The sequence below is a fragment of the Pseudomonas sp. PB120 genome, from assembly GCF_009761815.1.
In the GTDB taxonomy this organism is placed as follows: Bacteria; Pseudomonadota; Gammaproteobacteria; order Pseudomonadales; family Pseudomonadaceae; genus Aquipseudomonas.
Map to the genome: position 1 here is coordinate 41,301 of NZ_RWIN01000039.1, position 24,577 is coordinate 65,877.

General features: G+C 50.2%; 22 protein-coding genes. 16 read left to right on the forward strand and 6 right to left on the reverse strand.

Annotated features, from left to right (window positions below):
* Positions 1–11 precede the first annotated feature (11 nt).
* The 16 genes from EJA72_RS07545 to EJA72_RS07620 all read left to right on the forward strand — a co-directional run bounded on the left by EJA72_RS07545 (position 12) and on the right by EJA72_RS07620 (position 18,034).
* Entirely contained in the window at positions 12–2,219 is a 2,208-nt protein-coding gene (locus EJA72_RS07545) for a bifunctional prephenate dehydrogenase/3-phosphoshikimate 1-carboxyvinyltransferase (RefSeq protein ID WP_256679653.1), read from the forward strand.
* Positions 2,216–2,905 (forward strand): (d)CMP kinase, encoded by a 690-nt coding sequence (gene cmk / locus EJA72_RS07550; RefSeq protein ID WP_178129158.1) that lies wholly within the window; start codon positions 2,216–2,218, stop codon positions 2,903–2,905. The genes EJA72_RS07545 and cmk overlap by 4 nt, the downstream gene beginning before the upstream one ends.
* Before the next feature lie 119 nt (positions 2,906–3,024).
* Positions 3,025–4,716, forward strand: a complete 1,692-nt coding sequence (rpsA, locus tag EJA72_RS07555; RefSeq protein WP_157710873.1) for a 30S ribosomal protein S1 — start codon at positions 3,025–3,027, stop codon at positions 4,714–4,716.
* A 278-nt stretch (positions 4,717–4,994) separates the two neighbouring features.
* Entirely contained in the window at positions 4,995–7,037 is a 2,043-nt protein-coding gene (locus EJA72_RS07560; protein WP_157710874.1) for a hypothetical protein, read from the forward strand.
* Between the two features lie 447 nt (positions 7,038–7,484).
* The gene (locus EJA72_RS07565; protein ID WP_157710875.1) at positions 7,485–8,396 is read left to right on the forward strand and encodes an FkbM family methyltransferase; all 912 of its coding nucleotides are present in this window, start codon (positions 7,485–7,487) and stop codon (positions 8,394–8,396) included.
* Between the two features lie 624 nt (positions 8,397–9,020).
* Positions 9,021–9,299, forward strand: a complete 279-nt coding sequence (locus EJA72_RS07570) for a hypothetical protein (protein WP_157710876.1) — start codon at positions 9,021–9,023, stop codon at positions 9,297–9,299.
* 151 nt (positions 9,300–9,450) lie between these two features.
* Positions 9,451–9,747, forward strand: coding sequence for an integration host factor subunit beta (gene ihfB / locus EJA72_RS07575; RefSeq protein ID WP_033055808.1), 297 nt, complete (start codon positions 9,451–9,453; stop codon positions 9,745–9,747).
* Positions 9,748–9,774: 27 nt separating this feature from the next.
* Positions 9,775–10,014 carry a LapA family protein gene (locus tag EJA72_RS07580; protein ID WP_157710877.1) on the forward strand — a complete coding sequence of 80 codons (240 nt, stop codon included), beginning with the start codon at positions 9,775–9,777 and terminating at the stop codon, positions 10,012–10,014.
* 230 nt (positions 10,015–10,244) lie between these two features.
* The gene (rfbB, locus tag EJA72_RS07585; protein ID WP_178129160.1) at positions 10,245–11,321 is read left to right on the forward strand and encodes a dTDP-glucose 4,6-dehydratase; all 1,077 of its coding nucleotides are present in this window, start codon (positions 10,245–10,247) and stop codon (positions 11,319–11,321) included.
* Positions 11,318–12,211, forward strand: a complete 894-nt coding sequence (gene rfbD, locus EJA72_RS07590; protein ID WP_157710879.1) for a dTDP-4-dehydrorhamnose reductase — start codon at positions 11,318–11,320, stop codon at positions 12,209–12,211. Before rfbB ends, rfbD begins: the two co-directional genes overlap by 4 nt.
* On the forward strand, positions 12,208–13,098 hold the full coding sequence (gene rfbA / locus EJA72_RS07595; protein WP_157710880.1) for a glucose-1-phosphate thymidylyltransferase RfbA: 891 nt from the start codon (positions 12,208–12,210) through the stop codon (positions 13,096–13,098). Before rfbD ends, rfbA begins: the two co-directional genes overlap by 4 nt.
* 56 nt (positions 13,099–13,154) lie before the next feature.
* Positions 13,155–14,078 (forward strand): glycosyltransferase, encoded by a 924-nt coding sequence (locus EJA72_RS07600; protein WP_157710881.1) that lies wholly within the window; start codon positions 13,155–13,157, stop codon positions 14,076–14,078.
* Entirely contained in the window at positions 14,075–15,037 is a 963-nt protein-coding gene (locus tag EJA72_RS07605; protein ID WP_157710882.1) for an SDR family oxidoreductase, read from the forward strand. Before EJA72_RS07600 ends, EJA72_RS07605 begins: the two co-directional genes overlap by 4 nt.
* Positions 15,034–16,044, forward strand: coding sequence for a glycosyltransferase family 4 protein (locus tag EJA72_RS07610; protein ID WP_157710883.1), 1,011 nt, complete (start codon positions 15,034–15,036; stop codon positions 16,042–16,044). Before EJA72_RS07605 ends, EJA72_RS07610 begins: the two co-directional genes overlap by 4 nt.
* A gap of 940 nt (positions 16,045–16,984) precedes the next feature.
* The gene (locus EJA72_RS07615; protein ID WP_157710884.1) at positions 16,985–17,650 is read left to right on the forward strand and encodes a class I SAM-dependent methyltransferase; all 666 of its coding nucleotides are present in this window, start codon (positions 16,985–16,987) and stop codon (positions 17,648–17,650) included.
* Positions 17,651–18,034: a GtrA family protein gene (locus EJA72_RS07620; protein ID WP_157710885.1), complete on the forward strand. Its 384-nt coding sequence runs from the start codon at positions 17,651–17,653 to the stop codon at positions 18,032–18,034.
* A 196-nt stretch (positions 18,035–18,230) separates the two neighbouring features.
* Here the strand turns inward: EJA72_RS07620 and EJA72_RS07625 are convergent, their stop codons facing one another.
* From EJA72_RS07625 to EJA72_RS07650, 6 genes are all read right to left on the reverse strand, one after another.
* Positions 18,231–18,629: a GtrA family protein gene (locus EJA72_RS07625; protein ID WP_157710886.1), complete on the reverse strand. Its 399-nt coding sequence runs from the start codon at positions 18,627–18,629 to the stop codon at positions 18,231–18,233.
* A complete protein-coding gene (locus EJA72_RS07630; protein WP_157710887.1) occupies positions 18,629–19,915 on the reverse strand; it encodes an NAD(P)/FAD-dependent oxidoreductase in 1,287 nt (428 codons plus the stop codon). The genes EJA72_RS07625 and EJA72_RS07630 overlap by 1 nt, the downstream gene beginning before the upstream one ends.
* Before the next feature lie 2 nt (positions 19,916–19,917).
* The gene (locus EJA72_RS07635) at positions 19,918–20,853 is read right to left on the reverse strand and encodes an NAD(P)-dependent oxidoreductase (RefSeq protein WP_157710888.1); all 936 of its coding nucleotides are present in this window, start codon (positions 20,851–20,853) and stop codon (positions 19,918–19,920) included.
* A gap of 83 nt (positions 20,854–20,936) precedes the next feature.
* Positions 20,937–21,677, reverse strand: a complete 741-nt coding sequence (locus EJA72_RS07640; RefSeq protein WP_157710889.1) for an SDR family oxidoreductase — start codon at positions 21,675–21,677, stop codon at positions 20,937–20,939.
* Positions 21,674–22,987 carry an FAD-binding oxidoreductase gene (locus EJA72_RS07645; protein WP_157710890.1) on the reverse strand — a complete coding sequence of 438 codons (1,314 nt, stop codon included), beginning with the start codon at positions 22,985–22,987 and terminating at the stop codon, positions 21,674–21,676. The genes EJA72_RS07640 and EJA72_RS07645 overlap by 4 nt, the downstream gene beginning before the upstream one ends.
* Positions 22,984–24,561 (reverse strand): UbiA family prenyltransferase, encoded by a 1,578-nt coding sequence (locus EJA72_RS07650; protein WP_157710891.1) that lies wholly within the window; start codon positions 24,559–24,561, stop codon positions 22,984–22,986. The genes EJA72_RS07645 and EJA72_RS07650 overlap by 4 nt, the downstream gene beginning before the upstream one ends.
* Positions 24,562–24,577: the final 16 nt, after the last annotated feature.

Here is a 24,577-nt window from a genome sequence, read left to right on the forward strand (position 1 = left end):
CTGCTGCACCTATGATCGGTCGCCTGGTGGTGGTCGGTCTGGGGTTGATCGGCGGTTCGTTTGCCAAGGGGTTGCGTGAAAGCGGCCTGTGCCGCGAAGTGGTCGGGGTCGATCTCGATCCGCAGTCGCGCAAGCTTGCGGTCGAGTTGGGCGTGGTGGATCGTTGCGAAGAAGACCTGGCCGCTGCTTGCCAGGGTGCTGACGTGATCCAGCTCGCCGTACCGATCCTGGCCATGGAAAAGATGCTGGCGCGTTTGGCCAGCATGGACCTGGGGCAGGCCATTCTCACCGACGTGGGCAGCGCCAAAGGCAACGTGGTGCGTGCGGCGACCGAAGCGTTCGGCGGCATGCCGGCGCGTTTCGTGCCGGGCCACCCGATTGCCGGTTCCGAGCAGAGCGGGGTGGAGGCTTCCAACGCCGATCTGTTCCGCCGTCATAAAGTGATTCTGACACCGCTGGATCAAACCGATCCCGCCGCACTGGCAGTGGTTGACCGTTTGTGGCGCGAATTGGGCGCCGATGTCGAGCACATGCAGGTCGAGCGTCATGACGAAGTGTTGGCGGCGACGAGCCATTTGCCGCACTTGCTGGCGTTCGGTTTGGTCGATTCATTGGCCAAGCGCAATGAAAACCTTGAGATCTTCCGTTACGCTGCGGGCGGTTTCCGCGATTTCACAAGAATCGCCGGGAGCGACCCGGTCATGTGGCACGACATCTTCCTCGCCAACCGCGAAGCTGTCCTGCGCACACTCGATACATTTCGCAGCGACCTCGACGCCTTGCGCGACGCGGTCGATGCAGGGGATGGGCACCAATTGTTGGGCGTATTCACTCGCGCCCGGGTTGCCCGCGAGCATTTCAGTAAAATCCTGGCCCGCCGGGCCTATGTGGACGCTATGAACTCCAACGACCTGATTTTCCTGGCACAACCTGGTGGCCGCCTGACTGGGCGGATTCGTGTACCGGGCGATAAATCGATTTCCCACCGCTCGATCATGCTCGGCTCGCTGGCCGAAGGCGTTACTGAAGTCGAAGGCTTCCTTGAGGGCGAAGACGCCCTGGCGACCCTGCAGGCTTTCCGCGACATGGGCGTAGTGATCGAAGGTCCGCACCACGGTCGCGTGACCATTCACGGCGTCGGCCTGCATGGCCTGAAGCCTGCGCCGGGCCCGATCTACCTGGGCAACTCCGGCACTTCGATGCGTCTGCTGTCTGGCCTGTTGGCTGCGCAGAACTTCGACAGCACCCTGACGGGCGACGCTTCGCTGTCCAAGCGCCCGATGAATCGCGTGGCCAATCCGCTGCGTGAAATGGGCGCCGTGATCGAGACCGCTGCTGAAGGTCGTCCGCCGATGACCATCCGTGGCGGCAACAAGCTCAAAGGCCTGACCTACACCATGCCGATGGCCAGCGCCCAGGTTAAATCCTGCCTGCTGCTGGCCGGCCTGTATGCCGAAGGCAAGACCACCGTCACCGAGCCGGCTCCGACCCGCGACCACACCGAGCGCATGTTGCGTGGCTTCGGCTACCCGGTCACCGTCAACGGCGCCACCGCGTCGGTCGAGTCTGGGCACAAGCTGACCGCGACCCACATTGAAGTGCCGGGCGATATTTCGTCCTCCGCGTTCTTCCTGGTGGCCGCCTCGATCGCCGAAGGCTCTGAGCTGGTGCTCGAGCACGTCGGCATCAACCCGACCCGTACCGGCGTGATCGACATCCTGCGCCTGATGGGCGCCGACATCACCCTGGAAAACCAGCGTGAAGTGGGCGGCGAGCCGGTTGCCGACCTGCGCGTGCGTGCAGCTAAACTCAAAGGTATCGAGATTCCCGAGGCGCTGGTTCCCTTGGCCATCGACGAATTCCCGGTGCTGTTCGTGGCCGCAGCCTGTGCCGAAGGGCGCACCATCCTGCGCGGCGCCGAAGAATTGCGCGTCAAGGAATCGGACCGGATCCAGGTCATGGCCGATGGCTTGCTGGCGCTGGGCGTCAAATGCGAACCGACTCCGGACGGCATCATCATCGACGGCGGCCTGATTGGCGGCGGCGAAGTGCATGGTCACGGCGACCACCGGATTGCCATGGCATTCAGCGTTGCATCGCTGCGCGCCACTGCGCCGATTCGCATCCATGACTGTGCCAACGTCGCGACGTCGTTCCCGAACTTCCTGGCGCTGTGCGCACAGGTCGGTATTCGTGTTGCACAAGAGGCTCAGTCGTGAAAAGCATTGCACCGGTCATCACCATTGATGGGCCAAGCGGCTCTGGCAAGGGCACGGTAGCCGGTATCCTGGCCAAGCGTCTGGGCTGGAACCTGCTGGATTCCGGTGCGCTTTACCGGTTGCTGGCCTTCGCTGCGCATAACCATGGCGTCGACCTCACCAATGAAGAGTTGCTGAAACAACTGGCCGCTCATCTGGATGTGCAGTTCATCGCGGCGACCGAAGGTCAGCTGCAGCGCATCATTCTAGAAGGGGATGAGGTCAGTGACGTCATCCGTACCGAAAGCATTGGTTCTGGTGCATCGCAGGTCGCGGCACTGCCGGCGGTGCGCGAAGCCTTGCTGCAGCGCCAGCGCGCTTTTCAGGAAGCGCCGGGCCTGGTGGCGGATGGCCGTGACATGGGAACAGTGGTTTTCCCCGATGCGCCGCTCAAGATATTTCTGACCGCCAGCGCCGAAGAGCGTGCGCGCCGTCGATATTTGCAGTTGAAGGGCAAAGTCGAGGGTGTTAGTCTGTCGAGTCTGCTAGATGAGATACGTGCACGCGATGAGCGTGACACCCAGCGAGCGGTAGCCCCGCTCAAACCGGCGGCTGACGCCATACAGCTGGATTCCACGGAATTATCCATCGATCAGGTGCTGGAACGCATCATGAGCGAGATCGCCATTCGCGATATCGCCGGGTGACCTAGAAGGCCGCAGGGGACCAGTCATAGTCCTGTGGCGCTTCTTTTAAATGAAACTAACCCACACCGTCTGGGGTGTGGAGATGGGCGTATTCTTCGCCCTCATCAACAGGAATTAAAATGAGCGAAAGCTTTGCGGAACTCTTTGAAGAAAGCCTAAAAACCCTGAACCTTCAGGCAGGCTCCATCATCACCGGTGTTATCGTTGATATCGATTACCAAGCTCGCTGGGTAACCGTTCACGCTGGCCTGAAGTCTGAAGCACTCATCCCGCTTGAGCAGTTCTACAACGACGCTGGCGACCTGACTATCAACGTCGGTGACGAAGTTCACGTTGCTCTGGACTCGGTTGAAGACGGCTTTGGTGAAACCAAGCTGTCCCGTGAAAAAGCCAAGCGCGCTGAATGCTGGATTGTTCTGGAAGCAGCCTTCGCAGCCGAAGAAGTGGTCAAGGGCGTTATCAACGGTAAGGTTAAAGGCGGCTTCACTGTCGACGTTAACGGCATCCGTGCGTTCCTGCCAGGTTCTCTGGTTGACGTCCGTCCTGTGCGCGATACTACGCACCTGGAAGGCAAAGAGCTGGAATTCAAGGTCATCAAACTCGACCAGAAACGCAACAACGTTGTCGTTTCCCGTCGTAGCGTCCTCGAAGCCGAGAACTCCGCTGAGCGTGAAGCTCTGCTGGAATCCCTGCAGGAAGGCCAACAAGTCAAAGGTATCGTCAAGAACCTCACCGATTACGGCGCATTCGTCGATCTGGGTGGCGTCGATGGCCTGCTGCACATTACCGACATGGCTTGGAAACGTATCAAGCATCCTTCCGAAATCGTCAACGTTGGCGACGAGATTGATGTCAAGGTTCTGAAGTACGATCGCGAACGCAATCGTGTTTCCCTGGGCCTGAAGCAACTGGGCGAAGATCCATGGGTTGCTATCAAAGCCCGTTACCCAGAAAGCACTCGCGTTACCGCTCGTGTAACCAACCTGACCGACTACGGCTGCTTCGCTGAGCTGGAAGAAGGCGTTGAAGGCCTGGTACACGTTTCCGAAATGGACTGGACCAACAAGAACATCCACCCTTCGAAAGTCGTACAAGTCGGCGACGAAGTGGAAGTTATGGTTCTGGACATCGACGAAGAGCGTCGTCGTATCTCCCTCGGCATCAAGCAGTGCAAATCTAACCCATGGGAAGATTTCTCTGGCCAGTTCAACAAGGGCGATAAAATCTCCGGCACCATCAAGTCGATCACCGATTTCGGTATCTTCATTGGTCTGGACGGCGGCATCGACGGTCTGGTTCACCTGTCCGACATCTCCTGGAACGAAGTGGGCGAAGAAGCCGTTCGCCGCTTCAAGAAGGGCGACGAGCTGGACACCGTTATCCTGTCGGTTGACCCAGAGCGCGAGCGTATCTCCCTGGGTATCAAGCAACTGGAAAGCGATCCGTTCTCCGAGTACGTTCAAGAGAACGACAAAGGCGCAATCGTTAAAGGCATCGTGAAAGAAGTTGACGCTAAAGGCGCCATCATCACTCTGGCCGACGATATCGAAGCGACTCTGAAAGCCTCCGAAATCAGCCGTGACCGCGTTGAAGACGCGCGCAACGTTCTGAAAGAAGGTCAGGAAGTAGAAGCCAAGATCATCAGCGTTGACCGCAAGAGCCGTGTAATCCAGCTCTCCATCAAGTCGAAAGACGATGCTGAAGAGAAAGAAGCCATCCAAAGCTTGAAAGACAAGCCTGCGGATAGCATCGCTGCTGGTCCTACCACTCTGGGCGACCTGTTGCGTGCACAAATGGAAAAACAGAACTAAGTTCTGTCAGACCATAGAAAAAGGGCGACTTCGGTCGCCCTTTTTTATGAAGCGTCAGAAAATATTGTTGTTAATCACAGTGCTAAAATAATTTTGCAAGTTTCGGCTGTACCGGAATTGATAAGAGGCGCGGGTAGTGATCTCTATAATCGCGTATTTAGCGATTGATTTTAAGACTAGGCCTCCTGTGTGTTTATGTGGTGCGTTTGATATTTGGTTGTACGCTAGCGAAACTAATTAAAAATGATCTAAAGCAATTATTGTAAAAGTTATTTTAGATGATTTTTAGAGGCGAAATATCGGCCAAGACTAAAATTAAAATAATTATCGATTTGAGTGTTGGTGGTAATTCCGCTTTTTGGTGTTTGATTGATTTTATGCTAAGTAAAGATAATATGGTTAGAATCGAAAGTAGTAAAGAAAAGAGGGATGTTGGTATGAAAACTTGGTACCAATCGCCTGATAAGCTCTGGTATTGTCTAGCGGCTATAATATGCTTCATGTTGATGCTTCTGTACTTTGTACCTTGGTCGCCAATTCTGCCTGGTGAGGATCTTGAGCATTCATGGCAGATGAGTATGAACTATGCCTCGGCTAAAAAAATGGCTTTTGGGACTGATATAGTTTTTACTTTTGGTCCGTTTAGTGCAGCCTATACTAGGAGCTATTACCCTGGTTTGTTTGGCATGATGTTGGGTGTGACATCTCTACTGAGTGTTTTTTTGACTCTCGCATTTGTTCGGTTGTCCGAAAAAAAGCTATCGGGGAGTCTTTTAATTATCGCGTGGGGATTAATCGTTTCAATTATATCAATATTTTATCTAAAAGATGCGCTGTTCCTAATAGCGCCTCTGTTGGTGTACTTGTGCCTAAATTTTGATGTTAAGAGTGAAAGGATCAGTGCGCTATCAATTCTCGGGGTGTTTACCTTAGCAAGTATTACGTTAGTAAAAGGTACGTTCGCGATATCTAGTTTCGCCTTGCTGGTACTTGTAATTTTCGTACCGGGACTATGGAGGTTGCGAGTTCTTCCTTTGATAGTCTACATCGTCTGCGTGGTACTGCTCTGGGTGATGTCGGGTCAGCCTTTAAGCGGACTTATGCTTCATGCCATCGCAATGAAACCTATTGTTTCTGGTTACACTGATGCAATGGCTTTTGAGGGGTCTATTTGGGTGGTGCTGGTCTACTGTGTCGGTGTAATGCTGGCGCTGCTTGTATCCTTAAAATATCGAAGCATTCCTACAGTTTTAGCTGTTGGTGCAACTTTATTTTTTGTATTTAAGGCTGCCTACGTACGGCAGGACATTCATGAGGTCATCGCTGCAGGGGCTATGGCTTTGATGGCTTGCCTGTTTATTGCAAATAGCGTTACGGCTCTTTCTGTGAGTTTTGCGGTGGTTACAAGTGTGCTCTGTGTTATGTCTTACAATGGCCAGATACAACGGCCTATTTCAGTTGTTGTTGGGGAGTGGAAAGGTCAAGCGGTCAGTAATATTAATGGAGTTCTGGACGTCATCTTTGATCGTGCATCTTTCAAGAAGCGTTTCGATCAGCGTATGATAGATTTGTCTAGTCAGTTTCCTATCCCTGCTCTAGATGGTAGTGTCGATATTTATTCGTTTCATCAATCTTCATTGTTAGCATCTAATGCACAGTGGTCGCCGCGCCCGGTGATCCAAAGTTACTCCGCATTCAACAGTGCTCTCGCAAAGATGAATGCGAAGCATCTGTCCGATGAAGGACGGCCAAAAAATCTTATATTTAATATTGAGCCAATCGATAATCGCTACTCAGCGATGGAAGATGGGCTTAGCTGGCCTGAAATTTGGAAAAACTACGATTTGAAAGATAAAGTGCCGGCAGGTCTTGTTTTTTCGGAGTCGATAGTACCTAGGGTTGTTGAGTACGAAAGCTACAAAGTATTGAACGGTAAGTTGGGTGAGCAAGTCGAAATTGATGGATCAAATGAACTGATTTGGGCGGAAATAAATCTAAAGAAAAATATTATCGGTCGCGTTCTTGGTTTTGGATTTCGCCCGCCATTATTGTTCATTGAAATAAAAACTACCGATGGAGTGGTGAAAAAATATCGGTATTTGGAGCAGGTAGGAAGTGCAGGGTTCTTGGTGTCTCCGCGTGTAGACACTACAATTGATTTCGAGGTTCTTTCAAGAGAAATCTACTCTGGAAATGTCAGTCATGGCAGAGTTTCAACTATACGAATCACGCAGGAAGCGGGGTGGATTCCTGCGTTTGACGTAGGATATGAGATCAACCTAAAAAAAGTTCAAGTATCGCTACCTCGTTCAGTTAAATGAATTGGTATAAAACCGCCGTCAGGTGGTTTTAAATTGGATACTCCACTCTTGGTGCGCTGCGCGCAAGCGTAACAAATTTGTTGAGGTGCTCATGCTGATTGCTTGAGGGTATCGTTCAGCATCCCACCTGAGAAGGCCCGACCTTGCTGCTTAGCTTTTCCAGCAATCATCGCGCAGAAGTCTCCTTTGCTAGCCTTCGGTTGGTAGCAATTGGTCTGTGGCTGAAGTGATCCTAAAAAGTTGAGCCTACAAGATTTTTTTTGCCAGATTCGTTTTTATGCACAGAGGCTAGTGAAACTGCCGGTTGAACAACAGCAGAGCAGGTGTAGAGTCGTTTTCGAAACCGAACCCTCCACTCTGTAACACAGTTTCTGTATATTGGAGGCTTGCGCAGAAATGCGCTGTCCGGAACACAATTCAGATATGGTTTTCCAAGCAAGGAAAGGTATGGGACTTACAAAAATTGCTCCGTTCAGACAGATAGCTGGGGTCTATTCTGCTCTCCTTGGTATAGCTGCATCCCTGCAGAATATTTCGGCGAGGGCAGGACAGGAAGCAGTCAATGAGCAACTTCTCGCTATAAATTCGTCGATACAAGAGCTTTCCAGTGTCGCCAAGAGAGCGTTGCCACCTGAGACGCCCTTGCACGACGTGTCAATTTATGAAGTGAACGGTTTTAGATTGCTACTGGATCGAAGTTCACTTGTCGATCGACTAGTAGTCGAGCAGGGAGAGTGGGAGGGGGAGCAGGTTCGCTATCTGATGAAGCTCTCAGAGTTGTTTCGAGGTCGTAGCAATCCCGTGTTCTTGGATTTGGGCTCGTACTGGGGTTACTATTCTCTGATGCTTCAGAGCACGGGGATTTTTGAAAGGGTCTATGCATTTGATGCGGATGCCTACAATTTTGCGCAGCTGCAGGCAAACATCTTTCTTAACAAGCTGGATGGCGTAATAGTTGCTCAGCACGCGGCTGTTAGTGATGCTGCTGGCGTTGTAACGGTTCAAAACAGTCGTTCACATGACGACGGAAATCGTGGAGCAACCCGAATTCTCGGAGAGTCGGAGGTGTCCTCTAGCGGCTCATCAAGGACTGTTAAAGCGATAGCAGTTGATGATGTGTTGGATATTAGAAACTCCCACGTAGTTATAAAGATGGATGTGGAGGCGCACGAGGATCGGGCATTGCTTGGGATGAAAAATATCATCGCAAACAACAAGGTAATTGTGCAGGTGGAGATCTACAAGGAGCAGGCCGGCATTGTAGTGCCGGTTTTGGAGAGCTTAGGTCTTCGGCAAGTTTGTGCCATGTACCCCGATTTTTTTTACTCAAACCTTTCGGATGAAGAGCTCGCTATCTGAGCCTTGCCCCTCATAATAAACCGCCTCTAGGCGGTTTTTTTCTGTGCGCCCAGCATAGGCACGACCTGCGATCTAAAATTTTTGGTTGGAAAGCTTACTACTACTTTTCGTAAGCCCCGGCCATCTTGCGAGTGGTTTGACAGATTGAGGCTAGTTCGACACTCATAACTCAATCTCGCGCCCCCCCCCAGAGTGGGGCCTCATGCTGGGAGGTGTAGGAAGGAGAGCTGTTTGTGAAGGTCGCCTCCTATGCCAATTTGTTTAAAATTAGTTGGCCCTGCTGGCCGCCTAAGTGCCACGCCCGCAAACCATAACCCCACGCTATATTCCGAACCCAAACGAAACACGCCATGTAGCAGCGGGCGAAGCCTGCAACTGGCTGCGTAGCAGTTTTGAAATCGGGCGGCGCGGTGCTTCAGCATGATCCGCACTCATGCTTTATTACTACAACTCAGCCACCGTCATTTTCTACAAAAACATGCTGATTATGCGGGAGTCAGGCAGGCCATGAAACCAACGCGCTCTACGTGCTGTCCCTTTCTTTAATCGGATCAATCGCTTATTTGCAGCTAGTCTTTAGCTCAAGCGAACGAGCCGGGCAGGGTGCCTGGTATAGGGAAGTGAATGAACAAGCTCATTGTCGCAATAGCAGTGCTGACACTGGCGGGGTGTACCACTAACGCCAAGACTCACGCGGTGCGTGGCGTTAGTGGTATCGAGATCGATTGTTCGGGGCTGGGGTCCAGTTGGGAGCGATGCAAGAAGCGGGCAGCCAAGGAGTGCAAGGCGGCCGGCTACAAAGTGGTGGTGCGGTCTGATGATGTCAAAGAGGAGGATGAATTTCCTTTTGGTTTCAATCCTGCGGGCTTTTTCACGCGCACCATGTTGGTTATCTGTCGGTGATTATGCAGGGTGGTGCGAGCGTTGAGCTGCTCCGAAATCGGGCATCTCACGGTTGATAAAGATATGTCATGAGCCGGGCTGTTCAAATTCATCGAGGCGTGCTAAAACCTTTGAAGCGCTGATCTAGCTGCTTGAAAAAGAAGGGAAAAATATGACGAAGTCGGAGTTGATCGAACGAATTGTCACCCATCAAGGGCTGCTCTCATCGAAGGATGTGGAGCTGGCCATCAAGACCATGCTTGAACAAATGTCCCAATGTCTGGCCACCGGTGATCGCATCGAAATCCGTGGTTTTGGCAGCTTCTCCCTGCACTACCGCGCACCGCGCGTAGGTCGCAATCCGAAAACCGGTCAGTCCGTCAGCCTCGACGGCAAGTTCGTGCCGCATTTCAAGCCAGGCAAAGAACTGCGTGATCGCGTGAACGAGGATGAGGAGGAAGTGCTTTGACGGTGACCACCATTCAGGGAGCCGCTCATGCGTAATCTGAAACGAATTTTGCTCGGCGTGTTTATCCTGCTGCTGGTGTTGGCTGTCCTGGCGTTTGTTCTCGAGAATCAACAATCGGTTTCGTTGTTGTTCCTCGGCTGGGCAGGACCACAGCTCCCGGTGTCGCTGATCATGGTTCTAGCGCTGCTGATCGGTATGGTGATCGGCCCGATTCTGGGCTGGTTTCTGGGGCGTTCGTCGAGGGCTTCGCGCAAGCGCGTTGTCTGACGCCGGCAGCAATGGCGCAGGCCCACTTGGCTTTGGCCGCTGCTTGTCCATATCCATTAGTAAAACGTTCATTAAGCTGTAAAATGCTGCGCTTGTACGGTGGGTCGAATTCCCGAATCGTTACAAACTGACTCTGTCAGAAGCCTCAATTGATTCGATGGCTTTTGCATTCATGGATTAGACAGTGCTCGGTTCACGGCCCTGTCAGCAGCTCAGGGGTATGGTTTCGCGTGAAAATTCTAGTAACCGGCGGCGCCGGATTTATCGGCTCGGCAGTCATTCGTCATATCATCTCCTTCACGACCGATTCCGTCGTTAACGTCGACAAGCTAACGTACGCCGGTAATCTTGAGTCGCTGGATGAAGTCAGCCAGAACTCCCGCTACGCATTTGAGCGTGTCGACATCTGTGATCGCGACGAAATCGACCGCGTCCTGCGTGAACACCAGCCGGATGCAATCATGCACCTGGCGGCAGAGTCCCACGTAGACCGTTCGATCTCTGGTCCGTCTGAATTCATCCAGACCAACATCATCGGCACCTACACCCTTCTGGAAGCGGCGCGTCAGTATTGGTCCGCGCTCGATGACGCACGCAAGGCCAATTTCCGCTTTCACCACATCTCGACTGACGAAGTTTACGGAGACCTCGAAGGTCCCGAAGACCTCTTCACCGAAACCACGCCCTATCAGCCAAGCTCGCCTTACTCGGCCAGCAAGGCCAGTTCCGATCACCTGGTTCGCGCCTGGAGCCGTACGTACGGCCTGCCGACGCTGGTCACCAACTGCTCGAACAACTATGGCCCTTACCACTTCCCTGAGAAGTTGATCCCGCTGATCATTCTCAATGCGCTGGAAGGTAAGCCGCTGCCGGTTTACGGCAAGGGCAATCAGGTTCGTGACTGGTTGTACGTCGAAGACCATGCGCGCGCACTGTACAAAGTCGTGACCGAAGGCGTTCTCGGCGAGACGTACAACATCGGCGGCCATAACGAGAAGCAAAACATCGAAGTGGTGCATACCCTGTGCGCGCTGCTCGACGAACTGCGCCCCGATTCGGCTCACCGTCCCCATGCCAGTCTGATCACCTACGTTCAGGATCGGCCGGGCCATGACCAGCGCTACGCGATCGACGCCAGCAAAATTCAGCGTGAACTGGGTTGGACGCCGGAAGAAACATTTGAAACCGGCATCCGCAAAACGGTCGAGTGGTACCTCAACAACACTGAATGGGTCGCTCACGTAAAGAGCGGCAGCTACCAGCAGTGGATCGATCAAAACTACGCAGATCGCTCGAACAAAGCATGAAAATACTTCTGCTCGGAAAAAACGGCCAGGTAGGCTGGGAGCTGCAACGCTCCCTCGCGCCGCTGGGTGAGCTGATCGCCCTGGACCGCCATGCGGTGGATGGTTTGTGTGGCGATCTGTCCGATCTCGAGGTCTTGCGCGCAACGATCCGTCAGGTCAAACCTGACGTCATCGTCAACGCGGCGGCCTACACCGCTGTCGATAAGGCAGAGTCCGAGACGGAGCTGGCCGACCGTGTGAACGGTCTGGCGAGTCAGGTCATGGCCGAAGAAGCTGCGGCTCTGGGCGCCTGGCTGATTCACTATTCGACGGACTACGTCTTCAGTGGCCTGGGCACAACGCCGTGGCAAGAGTCAGATCCAGTCGCCCCGGTGAACCACTACGGCGCCAGCAAGCTGGCGGGTGAGCAGGCGATTACCGCGTCGGGCTGCAAGCATCTGATCTTCCGTACCAGCTGGGTCTATGGTGCTCGCGGCAACAACTTCGCCAAGACCATGCTGCGTCTGGCCAAGGATCGCGAAATGTTGAGCGTCATTGCCGACCAGATCGGAGCCCCGACCGGCGCAGACCTGATCGCCGACGTGACCGCGCTGGCCATTCAGCAAGTGCTGCAGCGCCCAGAGCTTGCGGGCGTGTATCACTTGGCCGCCAGTGGCGAAGTATCGTGGCACGGCTATGCTAGCCATGTGATCGGCTTCGCCCAGGCCAATGGCGAGGAGCTTGCCGTAACGTCGGTGAATCCGATTGAAACGACGGCTTATCCGACACCTGCGCGCCGCCCTCTGAATTCACGTTTGAATACTCAGAAGCTGCGTGACAATTTTTCTCTACACTTGCCGGATTGGCAAAGTGGCGTAACCCGAATGCTTAGGGAAGTTCTGAACAAATGAGCACGACAAATCGTAAAGGCATCATCCTCGCCGGCGGCTCGGGTACGCGCTTGCATCCGCTGACCCTTGGCGTGTCCAAACAGATGCTGCCGATCTACGACAAGCCGATGATCTTTTATCCGCTGTCGGTGCTGATGCTCGCAGGCATGCGTGAAGTGCTGATTATCTCCACGCCAGAAGACTTGCCGTGTTTCCGCAAGTTGCTGGGTGACGGCAGCCAGTACGGTATCAATCTGACCTACGCCGAACAGCCTAGCCCTGATGGTCTCGCACAAGCCTTCATCATTGGTGAAGAGTTCATCGGCGAAGACCCTTGCTGTCTGATCCTCGGCGACAACATCTTCTACGGTCAGCACTTCTCGGACAACCTTCGTTCCGCCAGCTCTCAACAGAGCGGCGCTACTGTCTTCGGTTATCACGTCTCTGATCCAGAGCGTTTCGGCGTTGTCGAGTTCGACAAGACCGGTCGGGCCCTGAGCATTGAAGAAAAACCGCTGAAACCAAAATCCAACTATGCGGTGACCGGCCTGTACTTCTACGACAACGATGTCGTAGAGATCGCCAAGGGTATCAAGCCCTCCGAGCGTGGCGAGCTGGAAATCACCGATGTGAACCGCGCGTACCTGGAGCGGAAAACGCTCAATGTTGAAATGCTGGGCCGTGGTTTTGCCTGGCTCGATACGGGTACCCATGATTCGCTACTGGAGGCCAGTCACTTCGTGCATACCATCGAACAGCGCCAAGGCCTGAAAGTGGCATGCCTGGAAGAAATTGCCTACAACAACGGCTGGATTACCGCCGAACAGTTGGGCGCTCAAGCCAATGCCCTGAAGAAGACGGGCTACGGTCAATACCTGCAGAAGCTGCTGGACTCGCCTTCTCACTGATTCGAACGCTTTATCCTTTCGAACAGTAGCGTTTAACCGGTGCAAGCAGGAATGGCATGCCAGTAAAACATCCCAAGGTTGCAGTTTTGCTGGCGGCCTACAATGGCATGCGATGGATTGAGGAGCAGTTGGCTTCGATCCTCGGCCAGTCAGCTGTCGACGTAATCGTTCATATCAGTATCGACCCCTCCACTGACGGTACCGAAGCGTGGTGCGCAGCTTACGCTGCGACCCACCCCGGCGTTCTGGTCTTGCCGGCTGCCGGCAGTTTTGGTGGTGCCTCTCGCAACTTCTTTCGACTGATTCGTGATGTCAACTTCGAAGGTTACGACTTCGTTGCCTTTGCAGACCAGGATGACATCTGGCACGCAGATAAGCTTCAGCGTGCGACCCAAGCCATTCAAGCCCGCCAAGTCGATGCCTACTCCAGTAACGTCACGGCTTTTTGGCCCGATGGTAAAACCCATCTGCTGGACAAGGCTCAACCCCAGGTTGAATGGGATTTCCTGTTCGAGGCTGCGGGGCCTGGCTGTACGTATGTTTTGAGCAAGAGCCTCGCTGATTCACTAAAGGCTTCGATGCTCGATAATTGGCAGCTATTGCAAGGTGTCAGCCTGCATGACTGGTACTGCTATGCCTACGCCCGCAGCAATGGTTTCCGCTGGTACATCGACCCTGAACCGTCCATGGATTATCGCCAGCACGAGCGCAATCAGGTGGGTGCCAACAAGGGGTTAAGCCCGCTGATTGCCCGTTACAAAACGATCCATGATGGCTGGTGGTTCAATCAGGTCCAGTTGATTGCGAACTTGGTCGGGCAGGGCACAGATCCTTTTGTTCGAACTTGGCTGACGCTGCGGCGCAACCATCTTCTGAGACTTTCCTTCAGTGCCTGGCATTGCCGACGGCGGGTGAGGGACAAGGTATTTTTCTTTTGTATTTGCTGGGTTACTGCGTTGATCGGGAATAAGGCTAGATGACTGCCCTTAAGGTATTAGTGACAGGGGCAAGCGGTTTTGTGGGTGAGGCCGTCATTTTCAGGCTATTGGTGGACAAGAAGTTCTCCCCGATCGCAGCCGCACGCGGTAGTACTCGCTTGCACGGATTGTGTCCGGTCCGACCCTTCGACTTGACCCAAGCCAAGAGCCTGCCTGCGCTCGAAGATGTCCAAGTTGTCATTCATGCCGCTGCCCGTGTGCATGTCATGGATGAAACCGCAACGGACTCGTTGGCCGAGTTTCGCAAGGTAAACGTGGAAGGCACGCTCAGGTTGGCCCAGCGTGCTGCCGAATCAGGGGTAAAGCGCTTCATTTTCCTCAGCTCAATCAAGGTTAATGGCGAAAGTACGCACCCCGGCAAGCCATTCAAAGCTGATGACCCGCCCAATCCTTTCGACCCGTATGGCGTCTCAAAGCATGAGGCCGAAGAGGCATTGAAGTTGCTGGGTCGTGACAGCGGCATGGAGGTCGTGATCATCCGCCCGCCACTGGTCTATGGGCCTGGTGTGAAAGCCAATTTTCTTAGTATGTTGCGTTGGCTGGATAAGGGCATTCCATTGCCGTTCGGTGCGATTCAAAATCAGCGAAGCCTCGTGGCTATCGGAAACCTGGTGAGCCTTATCGTCACGTGCATTGATCATCCGGCTGCGGCCAATCAAACCTTTCTGGTCAGCGACGGTGAAGACCTGTCTACGACTCAATTGCTGCGGCGTCTATCCAAGGCGCTGGGCAAACCTGCGCGGCTTCTGCCGATGCCCGAGTGGCTGTTAAAGCTGGGAGCCTTGGCGCTGGGTAAGCGGTCGGTCGCTCAGAGGATATGCGGATCGTTGCAAGTTGATATCAGCAAGAACCAAGCGTTACTGGGCTGGACGCCAACCATAAACATAGACAACGCCTTGCGTCAGACCGCTGGCCACTACCTGGAACTGCAAAAGAAATGACTGTTTGGTGGCTGTTTTTTGCAGTGTTCGCAGTTTCCTGGGTATTGACCCTCGTCTTGCGCCGTTACGCGTTGGCCAAAAGCTTGATGGATATCCCTAATGAGCGCAGCTCCCATTCGATCCCGACGCCACGCGGGGGAGGGGTCGCCATTGTCGTTTCCTTCCTTTTGGCACTTCCCGTCCTTGGTGCCCTTGATTTGCTGAGTCTTCCGGCTATGTTTGGGTTGCTTGGTTCGGGAGTGCTCGTTGCGATCATCGGGTTCGCCGATGACCACGGGCATATCGCTGCCCGATGGCGGTTGCTGGGGCATTTCATCGCAGCGGGCTGGGCACTGTTCTGGGTAAACGGCCTTCCTCCGATTCAGTTCTTCGGCGTGATGGTTGATTTGGGTTGGTTCGGCAGCCTCCTGGCGTTGCTGTACCTTGTCTGGATGTTGAACCTATACAATTTCATGGATGGCATTGATGGCCTGGCCAGCGCAGAGGCCATTTGTGTCTGTCTCGGAAGTTGCGTTGTTTACGGGTTTACGGGGCATGTCGAATTGATGCCACCCGCGCTGCTGTTATCGGCAGCGGTAGGGGGTTTTTTGTGTTGGAACTTCCCACCCGCTCGCATTTTTATGGGCGACGCCGGGAGTGGTTTTCTGGGTTTGATACTGGGCGTTTTGAGCCTTGTGGCAGCCTGGGCGTCAGTTGAGCTGCTGTGGAGTTGGCTCATACTTTTGGGCGTATTTATTGTTGATGCAACTTGGACACTTCTTCGCCGCCTATTGAATGGGGACAAGGTCTACGAGGCTCACCGAAGTCATGCCTATCAATACGCGTCCAGGAAGTACGGAAGCCATAAAATTGTTACATTTTCGATCATTGGGATAAATATAGTCTGGTTGCTTCCCATGGCGGTTGCTGTTGCTGGTGGTCATATTTCTTCGGTACTTGGAACGATCATCGCGTATGCGCCGCTGGTGATGTTGGCGGCCTTGTTTCGTGCCGGAGTGCGTGAATGAGTGTGATCCATTTCGCGACCGAGCGATCTCCACGATGTCTATTAGGATTTCTCCTTCCATCGTTTTCTTGGCGAGCAACCGTTGCAGTTCTAACATCTGCTAGAGCGTCTTGTTCAGTTCGGAGGCCGGCATCACAGTCGTACCAGCATTTTCGCCAGGCCGCTTATCCCAAATCAGCTTGCGCCACAGAAGAGTTGGTTGGCATTGAAGCCGTCGCGCCGAGCGGCTACCAACACAATATGTCTTTGCTTAAGACTCTTGGGAGCCATGACCAGTTTTACTCCAGGAACCAGCGGTGCCGCGTTTAAAGCAAAAGCACCCACTCTTGCATTGAGTCATAAGCATAACCGTCTTCCTGTCCCGCAACGTAGTCGGATACGGTGCTCTGTCTTTGATGAGGCTCGTTCATTAAACTTCAACCGAGGACGCCAGTGGCTGGCTCCTATGCGCGGGGCAGGCGCATAGGGTGTTTGACGGTTGGGTCTAGCTTTCACGACCAAGCTGTAAGGTTTAGGAAAATCATACGCTCTGCGGCGTTGTTGCCGATCGGCAGGCACCTTTCTCGACGTAGGATCAGGTTCGTGCAGAAACTCTCAAGATAGCTGATGGCTTACCCCAGGGCCTGAAGCAGGAACTGAGGTCTTGCCAATCCAATTAGTGACTGCGCAGCACTGGCAGTGCTTTGCTCCAGACGACCTATTTTCCGTTGTCCGTCGCAAACCACCTTAAGGCCCGACACCCTATGACGTATTGATTATGTTTGACTTAAAATTAACTATGAGGGTTATGGCATGTAAAGAAGGTCTCTTCCAATTTTGACGTATGGTTGGCGAAAAACAACGTCAAGGAGCGCAATTTTATGCCCATCGTGCTATTTTTTGCCTTGAGTGAGCCTTTGATAACAAAAGTATTACAATAACAAAGCTAATGCGGAGCTAGAATGGATAATAGATCAGAAATTTTAGAAGCTGAGTATCAGGCACGATTTGAAGTAAATGAAAAGTACAGAGATTCAGTCTGGAAACTTATTTGCTCTGAAATTTTATCTAAATATATTAAACCAAATCACACAGTACTCGATCTTGGTGCTGGGTGGGGCGAATTCACCAGAAACATAAAAGCCCATAAAAAATATTCGATGGATCTTAACCCAGAGTGTGGTAAGCGAGTTGAGGGTGTCTCGCAGTTTCTTCAACAGGACTGTTCTGCCCCTTGGCCCATTGATGCAGATTCTTTAGATATTGTATTTACAAGCAATTTTTTAGAGCATTTACCCGACAAAAACTTAATAGATAAAACTTTAAGTGAAGCTTATCGATCATTGAAAAAAGGCGGACTCATAATCTGCATAGGGCCGAACATTCAATACCTTCCTGGTCTTTACTGGGATTATTGGGATCATTACACACCCATAACGGGCGCTTCTATGGCAGAAGCCCTAAGTTTACAGAAGTTTATCGTAACTCGAAGAACCGATCGATTCCTTCCATATACGATGTCTGGTGGCGGAAATCCGCCGCTTTTATTTGTTTCTGCATATCTAAGGATGCCGTTCTTTTGGCGATTTTTTGGAAAACAATTTTTTGTAATTGGAAAGAAGCAGTAAATGAGCGAAGTGATAAAGTTCCTTCTTGTTGGCGGCATCTCAGCTTTCTTGAACTGGTCATCCCGTTTTATATTTTCAATATGGGCTAGTTATGAAATCGCTGTGGTATTAGCATTTTTTGTTGGGCTCTTGGCTGGCTTTGTTTTAATGCGAGCATTTGTATTCCAAACAAGTCAGAAGTCAGTTTTTCGTCAAACCGCATACTATATTGTTGTTAATATGTTCGCGCTTGCTATTACTTGGGCGGTTAGCGTGTATTTGGCGAAAGTTATATTTCCAGCGATAGGCTTTTATAACGGAGCAGAGGGAACTGCTCATCTTATTGGTATTTCTGCTCCAATGGTGACGAGCTATTTTGGGCACAAGTATCTGACATTTAAGTAGCTGGCAGCCAGGATGAATGTACTGCTTTTGTGAGGGGTATCTAAGAAAAGGACGGGAAGATGCTTTCTCTATGATCAAGCAATTGACTTTCGTTCCTTTGTAGAAAAAAAGCCCGACTTTTGACGGGCTTTTTTAAATTTCTATTTTGATAGATTCGTATTTGATGCAGCCAAAATTCTAGGTGTTTTTATGTGTATTATTTAAATGACCATCTGCTGTGTCCAATATAGCTGGCAAAAACCGGAAATATTACCCCGGTAGCGTGTGATATTTCTTTAACATAAAAAGTTATCCCGAGTGTTGGCAGGGCGTAGTAAGCCAGTCCCATGGTAACTAACCACGTTTGCAAAGCTGCAGCTAAATTTACAACAATAAAATAACCGATTGAATGATGTATCGGTTGTTCTGATTCCGTAAATACAAATAATTTAGCCAGAATGAAGGCAGTTATCATTCCTGTAATATAAGCAAGAATTACCGCAAGCGAAAAATCGGTCCACTGATTATAAAAAATCCGTGAGCCAAAATTTACGGTTGCAGCCACACCCCCAGTTATGAGAAAGATGAAAAACTGTTTAGTTAGAAAACGGTGCATCAACGAGTCGCATCCTTGGCCAGCTTTCTTCCAAAATCAATACTTTCGGAAATACCTCTATCCTCAGGATAATAATAAGATGTATCTGCCGCCCAAAGCCCTTCTATTGGAAGTTTTGCGGGAGGGAGATCGTCTAGATATCCTGGTTGACAAATTGGTTGAGCATAGCGATAGCGGCTCGCGCGTATGTCGATAAAGTCTTCTTCAGACAATTGAGGATTTATTTTCTGCAAATACGAACGGACTTTATTAATAAAATTTTCGTCTGGTTCTGAGAATTTAGGGTGCTCACCTGGTATGTAAAACGGCACGTAGACAATATGATGGTCAAGTGGCCGGAGATTAGTGTATTCAACCAGGCCGGGAATATCCATTTCGGGGTCGTTAGTGTTTAACCAAAAATTCTCAGTGACGGCTTTCCTAAGTTTGACTATGACACATACAACTGCAATATTTTTTACGGATCTAAATTTTTCCAGTATGTGCACGGGAAGATCAGGCATAATCGATGCGACGTACGGCAACGGTATGGTGCTAATGATTTTATTGAAGTGCACAGTGGCACCATCGACTTCTAACCCGCGGACTTCCCCGTTTTCGATAATAACTTTTTTGACAGGCGATTTGAGTTGGATTTCACCGCCGTTAGCTAAAATGTGATCGCGCATGGCATTTAGAAGGGTATCCGAACCACCTTCCAGATAACCCAATTTTTCTCTGAATAAGCTATAGCGAGATCGGCCAATACGTCTGATACGACTCCAGATCCATGCAGCGGAAAGGTTATCTGTATAGTCATAAAATTTGTAATCGAAAAGCCTGCGCCATAGCACTTCATAGGCCTCGCTACCAACCCAGCGTCGAATCCAACCAGTTGCCTCTACGTGGTCTAAGGGTTTCCAGTTGTTTCGTTTTGTTGATAAAAATGCGTGTAATCCATACCGAAACTTCGCTACGAGGCTCAGTCCGCGAAATTTGAGCAATGCGAAAGGGTTTCCCCATGGTTGTAACTCATTTTGGTACCAGTAACCCATTTTGGTTTCGACCCAACGCATCTGGTCTGCCAAATCTAGCTCGTCTAATACATTCAGAAACGCATGATCAGAAATACAGTGAAAATGATAGTAGCGCTCGATACTTAATCCCGAGAAATCGAATGCTGCGGTCATACCGCCAACTCGATCGTCAGCCTCAAATACAATAGGGTTATATCCATCCCGTGATAGTTGATAAGCTACAGCCAAACCCATTGGCCCCGCACCTAATATAGCTATGCGCTTGTCCATGCTTAGAACTCCAATACTATCTTGCTGTACGTCGGATCATTAAATGTTTCGTTAATGGCGTCTGAAAATTTAGTGTAATTAACGCCAAATATTTTTGGCCAGTCAATCACCTCAAATTCGTCTTTAGCACTTAGTGCAGCAAGCTGCTGTGTTGTAAAAGGAGGGTTTTTATCGAATAACGACCACGCCCAAATTAATAAATAAAACAAGCTATATGGGATTTTAGCGATAAATGTCTTGGATTTCGTTGCTCGTTTTATTTCTCGAATAATATCTATGTAGTCAATTTTTTCGTGCCCGGAAATGTTGTAAATTCCGCCTTGTACTCTATTTTGTATGCAGCTAATAATCACGTTGCAAAAGTCGCCAACGTACAAGGGTTGACGCATGTATCGACCGTTCCCTGGTATGGGAAAAACTGGAACTCTTTTCATGAAACGAGAAAGCCAACCCAAATGCTTTCGGTCAAACCAACCGAACATTAAAGTCGGGCGCAGGATAGGGCACATGATTCCACTATCAACTACCATTTTTTCCTGTATTTTTTTTGTATCAGTATAATAGTCTTCGGCAACCGATTCGACGACTGAAGAGCTAATATGCACCAAATAAGGATTGTTAGATGATTTGATTGTTTCGAGAATATGACGCGTTGAGTCGACGTTGTTTTGTACAAACTCTTGATAATCGTTACCACCAATTTGCGCCTGTAACATTACGACGATATCGGCGTCCGAAAAATGCCTTTGCCATTCGCCAGTGTTAGCGAGGTCTGCAAATTCGACTGTGATGTCTGGGTGAACGGTTTTAAGGATTTTTATGTTGGCTTTGTGTTTGTCGAGTACAACAATATTCTTATAACCTTTGCCCTTGAGCCTTGCGACTAAGTTCTGACCCACCAAGCCAGCGCCACCTGGAAGAATAATTTTATGTTTCATAATGCAATCCGCTGTTTCTTTTGTTGAGGTCATCAGGCAGTACTCGAAAATACTTAATGGACTGATCTGATATCAATCGTTAATCAGAGAGAAAGGCGTTTGAAAATTAAACTAGGTATCATTTTTATGATAAACATTACGATCGCCCAAGCTCCGGGAGTGTAAAGGGTATCAACATTCTTCTGAATACCTCTAGTGATTTGCAATGCTACCTTGTCTGGGCTCGCTACTAGGCGAGGGGGCAATGATAGTTCTCTGGTCATCGGGGTATCGACGAAGCCTGGCTTAATCGTCATCACATGCACCCCCACCTTAAAGAGACGTGCCCTTAACCCTTCGCAAAATGTAGAGACAGCCGCCTTAGCCGTGCCGTACAGGTAATTTGACTGTCTGCCTCGGTCTCCCGCGACGGAGGAGATTACAGCCAAGGCGCCACAACGTTGTATCTCAAAATGATTTGCCAATACAGTCAGAAGTGCGATGACGGACGTACCGTTATTAGTAAACTCCTGTAAGGCGACGTCTACCCTCTGCTCACACGTTTTTTGATCAGGAAGGGTCCCGTGTGCTATTAACGCAATATCAATCTGTCGAAAAGATAACAAACAAGTTTCAAGCATTTTACTGTGTGCCGAAAAATCAGCAGCATCCATAATGTATGTAACTACGTTTTTAGCTCCGCGTGTTTCCAAATCGGCAGCTGTCTGCTTCAGTTTCTCATTATTGCGGCCTACCAAAAAAAAATTTGCACCTTGCTCGGCCCATAAACGCGAACAAGCAATCGCAATTGTTGAATTAGCGCCTATGATAAGAACATTTTTCATTTTGTAACTCTCTGCCAGAAACGGGAAACTAGTGTGGGGTCGCGCATTGATTCAAGGCGTTCCCACTCAGGGTATGCTTTTCGGAAATCAGCGCCTTTCATATGTGCGTCTTTTGCCGGGTATAGACGTCCACCCGACAAACGCACTATTTCATCTAGTTGATTGAATAATTTATTTAGTTTTAGGTTCTGCGGAAAGTCTAATGCTAGTGAGGTTCCGGGTAATGGGAAAGACATTAGGCCAGGAGATTGAATATCACCACAGCGTTTTAGCACTGCCAGAAAAGATCCTTGCCCGTGATTGGCAATAGATCTAAGTAAATCTGCAATAGCCATTTCTGAGTTTTCATCAGGAATCACACATTGGTACTGCTGAAAACCTCTTCGGCCGTATATTCGATTCCAATTATTAATACGATCGAGGGGGTAGAAGAAAGACTCGTAGCTATTACGTTGTTGTTTAGTGTTTCGTGGGTGTGCGCGCCAATATAATTCGTTAAAAGCACGCAGGGAGTAGTTATTTACCACAGAAATAGGCGGTGTGAGTGGGATGTTCACTTTGTTCGAGGGATTTACTGATAGTGAGCCGTACTGGGCATGATCACCTACTATATAAACTCCCCGCCCCATATTGCTTCCGGATGCAAGACAGTCGATCCAAGCAACACTATACTCGTGCTTATGATCAAGCCCCGCAGATAAATCAAAAAACTCCTTAAGTTTACCAAAACGCACAACGTGGCTATCGATAAAGCTTGAGTTAATTGGCGTTAGCTGAATTTCCGCAACAGTGATAAGTCCGGTAAGCCCAAGTCCACCAATGGTTGCTGAAAACATCTCGACGTTTTCGGAGGGGGAACAATGCATATAGCCATTGTCGCTTCGTATGAGGTCGAAACTAAGGAGGTGATTACCAAATGTTCCTTTTTTATGGTGGTTTTTTCCATGCACATCGTTAGCTATCGCGCCTCCAACTGTTGCAAATTGGGTTCCAGGAGTCACAGAAAGAAACCATCCCTTCGGTATTGCAACGCAGAGTATCTCCGCCAAGGTAACCCCCGCCTCAGCTACAATAACTCCTGTTACCCAATCGAACCGTAAAAACTTGTTCATACTACGTGTAGCTATTACTTGGTCAGTTAACGCCATGCAACTGTCGCCGTAGCTACGACCGTTTCCATACGGTAATGTTGTTTGATACTGAGCGACCACGTTTGCTAATAAACCAGGTGCATCATTACGCCAGTAACATGGATTAGACGCCTGGGGGAAATTTGGATAGCGCCCCCATGATTTTAGTAAGTCCGTCATGCTGCTATCCAAAAAACCAAGCAAAATAAAGTGCCTACAGCAACACTTACCCGATCACGCACTGCGAAAACCACAGGATCATCATGCATTTCGCCCCTATGGGTCAGCATCCAGATGCGTGTTGTCCAGAAAAGCAGCAACGGACATGCAAGCCAAATGATCTGTGGGTGGGCATACAATTCACCCGTTGCTTGGTCATGAATATAAAGAGCTAATACCATAACGGCCAGGTAGCCTGATGATGCACCCAAAGATGAGATCATCTCTAAATCGCTGGGATAGTAACCCCTGCCACGAGTCTTTTCACTATTTCCTTTTTTTCTTGCTTCTTTTAACTCGGCATAGCGTTTTACTAATGCCAAGCTTAAAAACATAAACATTGAAAATGCAAGCATCCAGAATGTCAGGGCGATGCTAAATGCCGCAGCGCCGGCAATAATCCTGATGGTATAAAGTAAAGCAAGGACAATTACATCTATTGCTAATTGTCTTTTTAGAACCAGTGAGTATGCGAGAGTTAATATATAGTAGGCCCCAAGCACTAATACAAACTCTTTAGGTAATAGTAACAAGGAGCCCGCGAAAGAAATGAGTAAGAGCGAGGGGAAGGCAATGAGGCCGGAAGTTATGGACAATCGTCCAGAGGCAAATGGACGCTTACGTTTGCTTGTGTGGTGCCTGTCGTCTGAGAGGTCCAGTAAGTCGTTCAGAAGATATACACTTGATGCGCAAAGTCCAAATAGAACGAAAGCGATCATTCCCTCTAATAATAAATGGAGATCAGACAATCGATGTGCCGCGATCAGCGGCACGAATATTAATATATTTTTCAACCATTGATGGACGCGTAACGCTTTCACCCAGTCTTTCGGGGAAGAAGTATTAGACTTTATTATTCGTTTGACGTTCCCAGCCGCTCGGGCTTTGCGCTCAACGCCGCGCTCGGGATTCACGACATAGGCGTCTCTAGCAGCAGCCCAAACGACTATATCGTCCTTTGAGTTACCGGCATAATCGAAACCTTTATTCCCATAGTTTTTAACCAACAAGTCGCGCTTTCGATGAGCTGATAAATTGCAGTCTGCGTCGCTAGCTAACACATGGTCAAACAACTCGAGATGGGCAGCTATTTTCTCGGCAAGTGATCGGTGGCTGGCCGTCGCCAATACGACCGTCCGACCTTTTCGTTTTTCTTCTTCGATAAATTCTATAACTATCGGATCATAGGGTAAGACGGCAACGTCAATGTCTGTAGAGGTAGCAAGATTTTCTTTTAGAGTTGCCTTGCCGGTGATTAGCCAAGAAAAAGGTTTCAACATCCCAAGTGGTTTGTGCCTGACAAAGGATAGAGCGGTCTCCAGAAGCAAATCGGATCGTAGCAGCGTTCCATCGAGATCAATAACGAGAGGGATTGTAGTTGTGCTCAAAATAACGTCCCTAAAAACTTGCCAGGTGAAAGCAAACCGGCGACATGAATGCAGAAAATTAGGGGATATTTTATACGGGTTTGCGGTTACGAAGCCATAGCCAACGGGCTTGGTTTTCGAATTCAATGCTGGATAGGGAAAGGTCATGCTGCGTTAGAAAAGC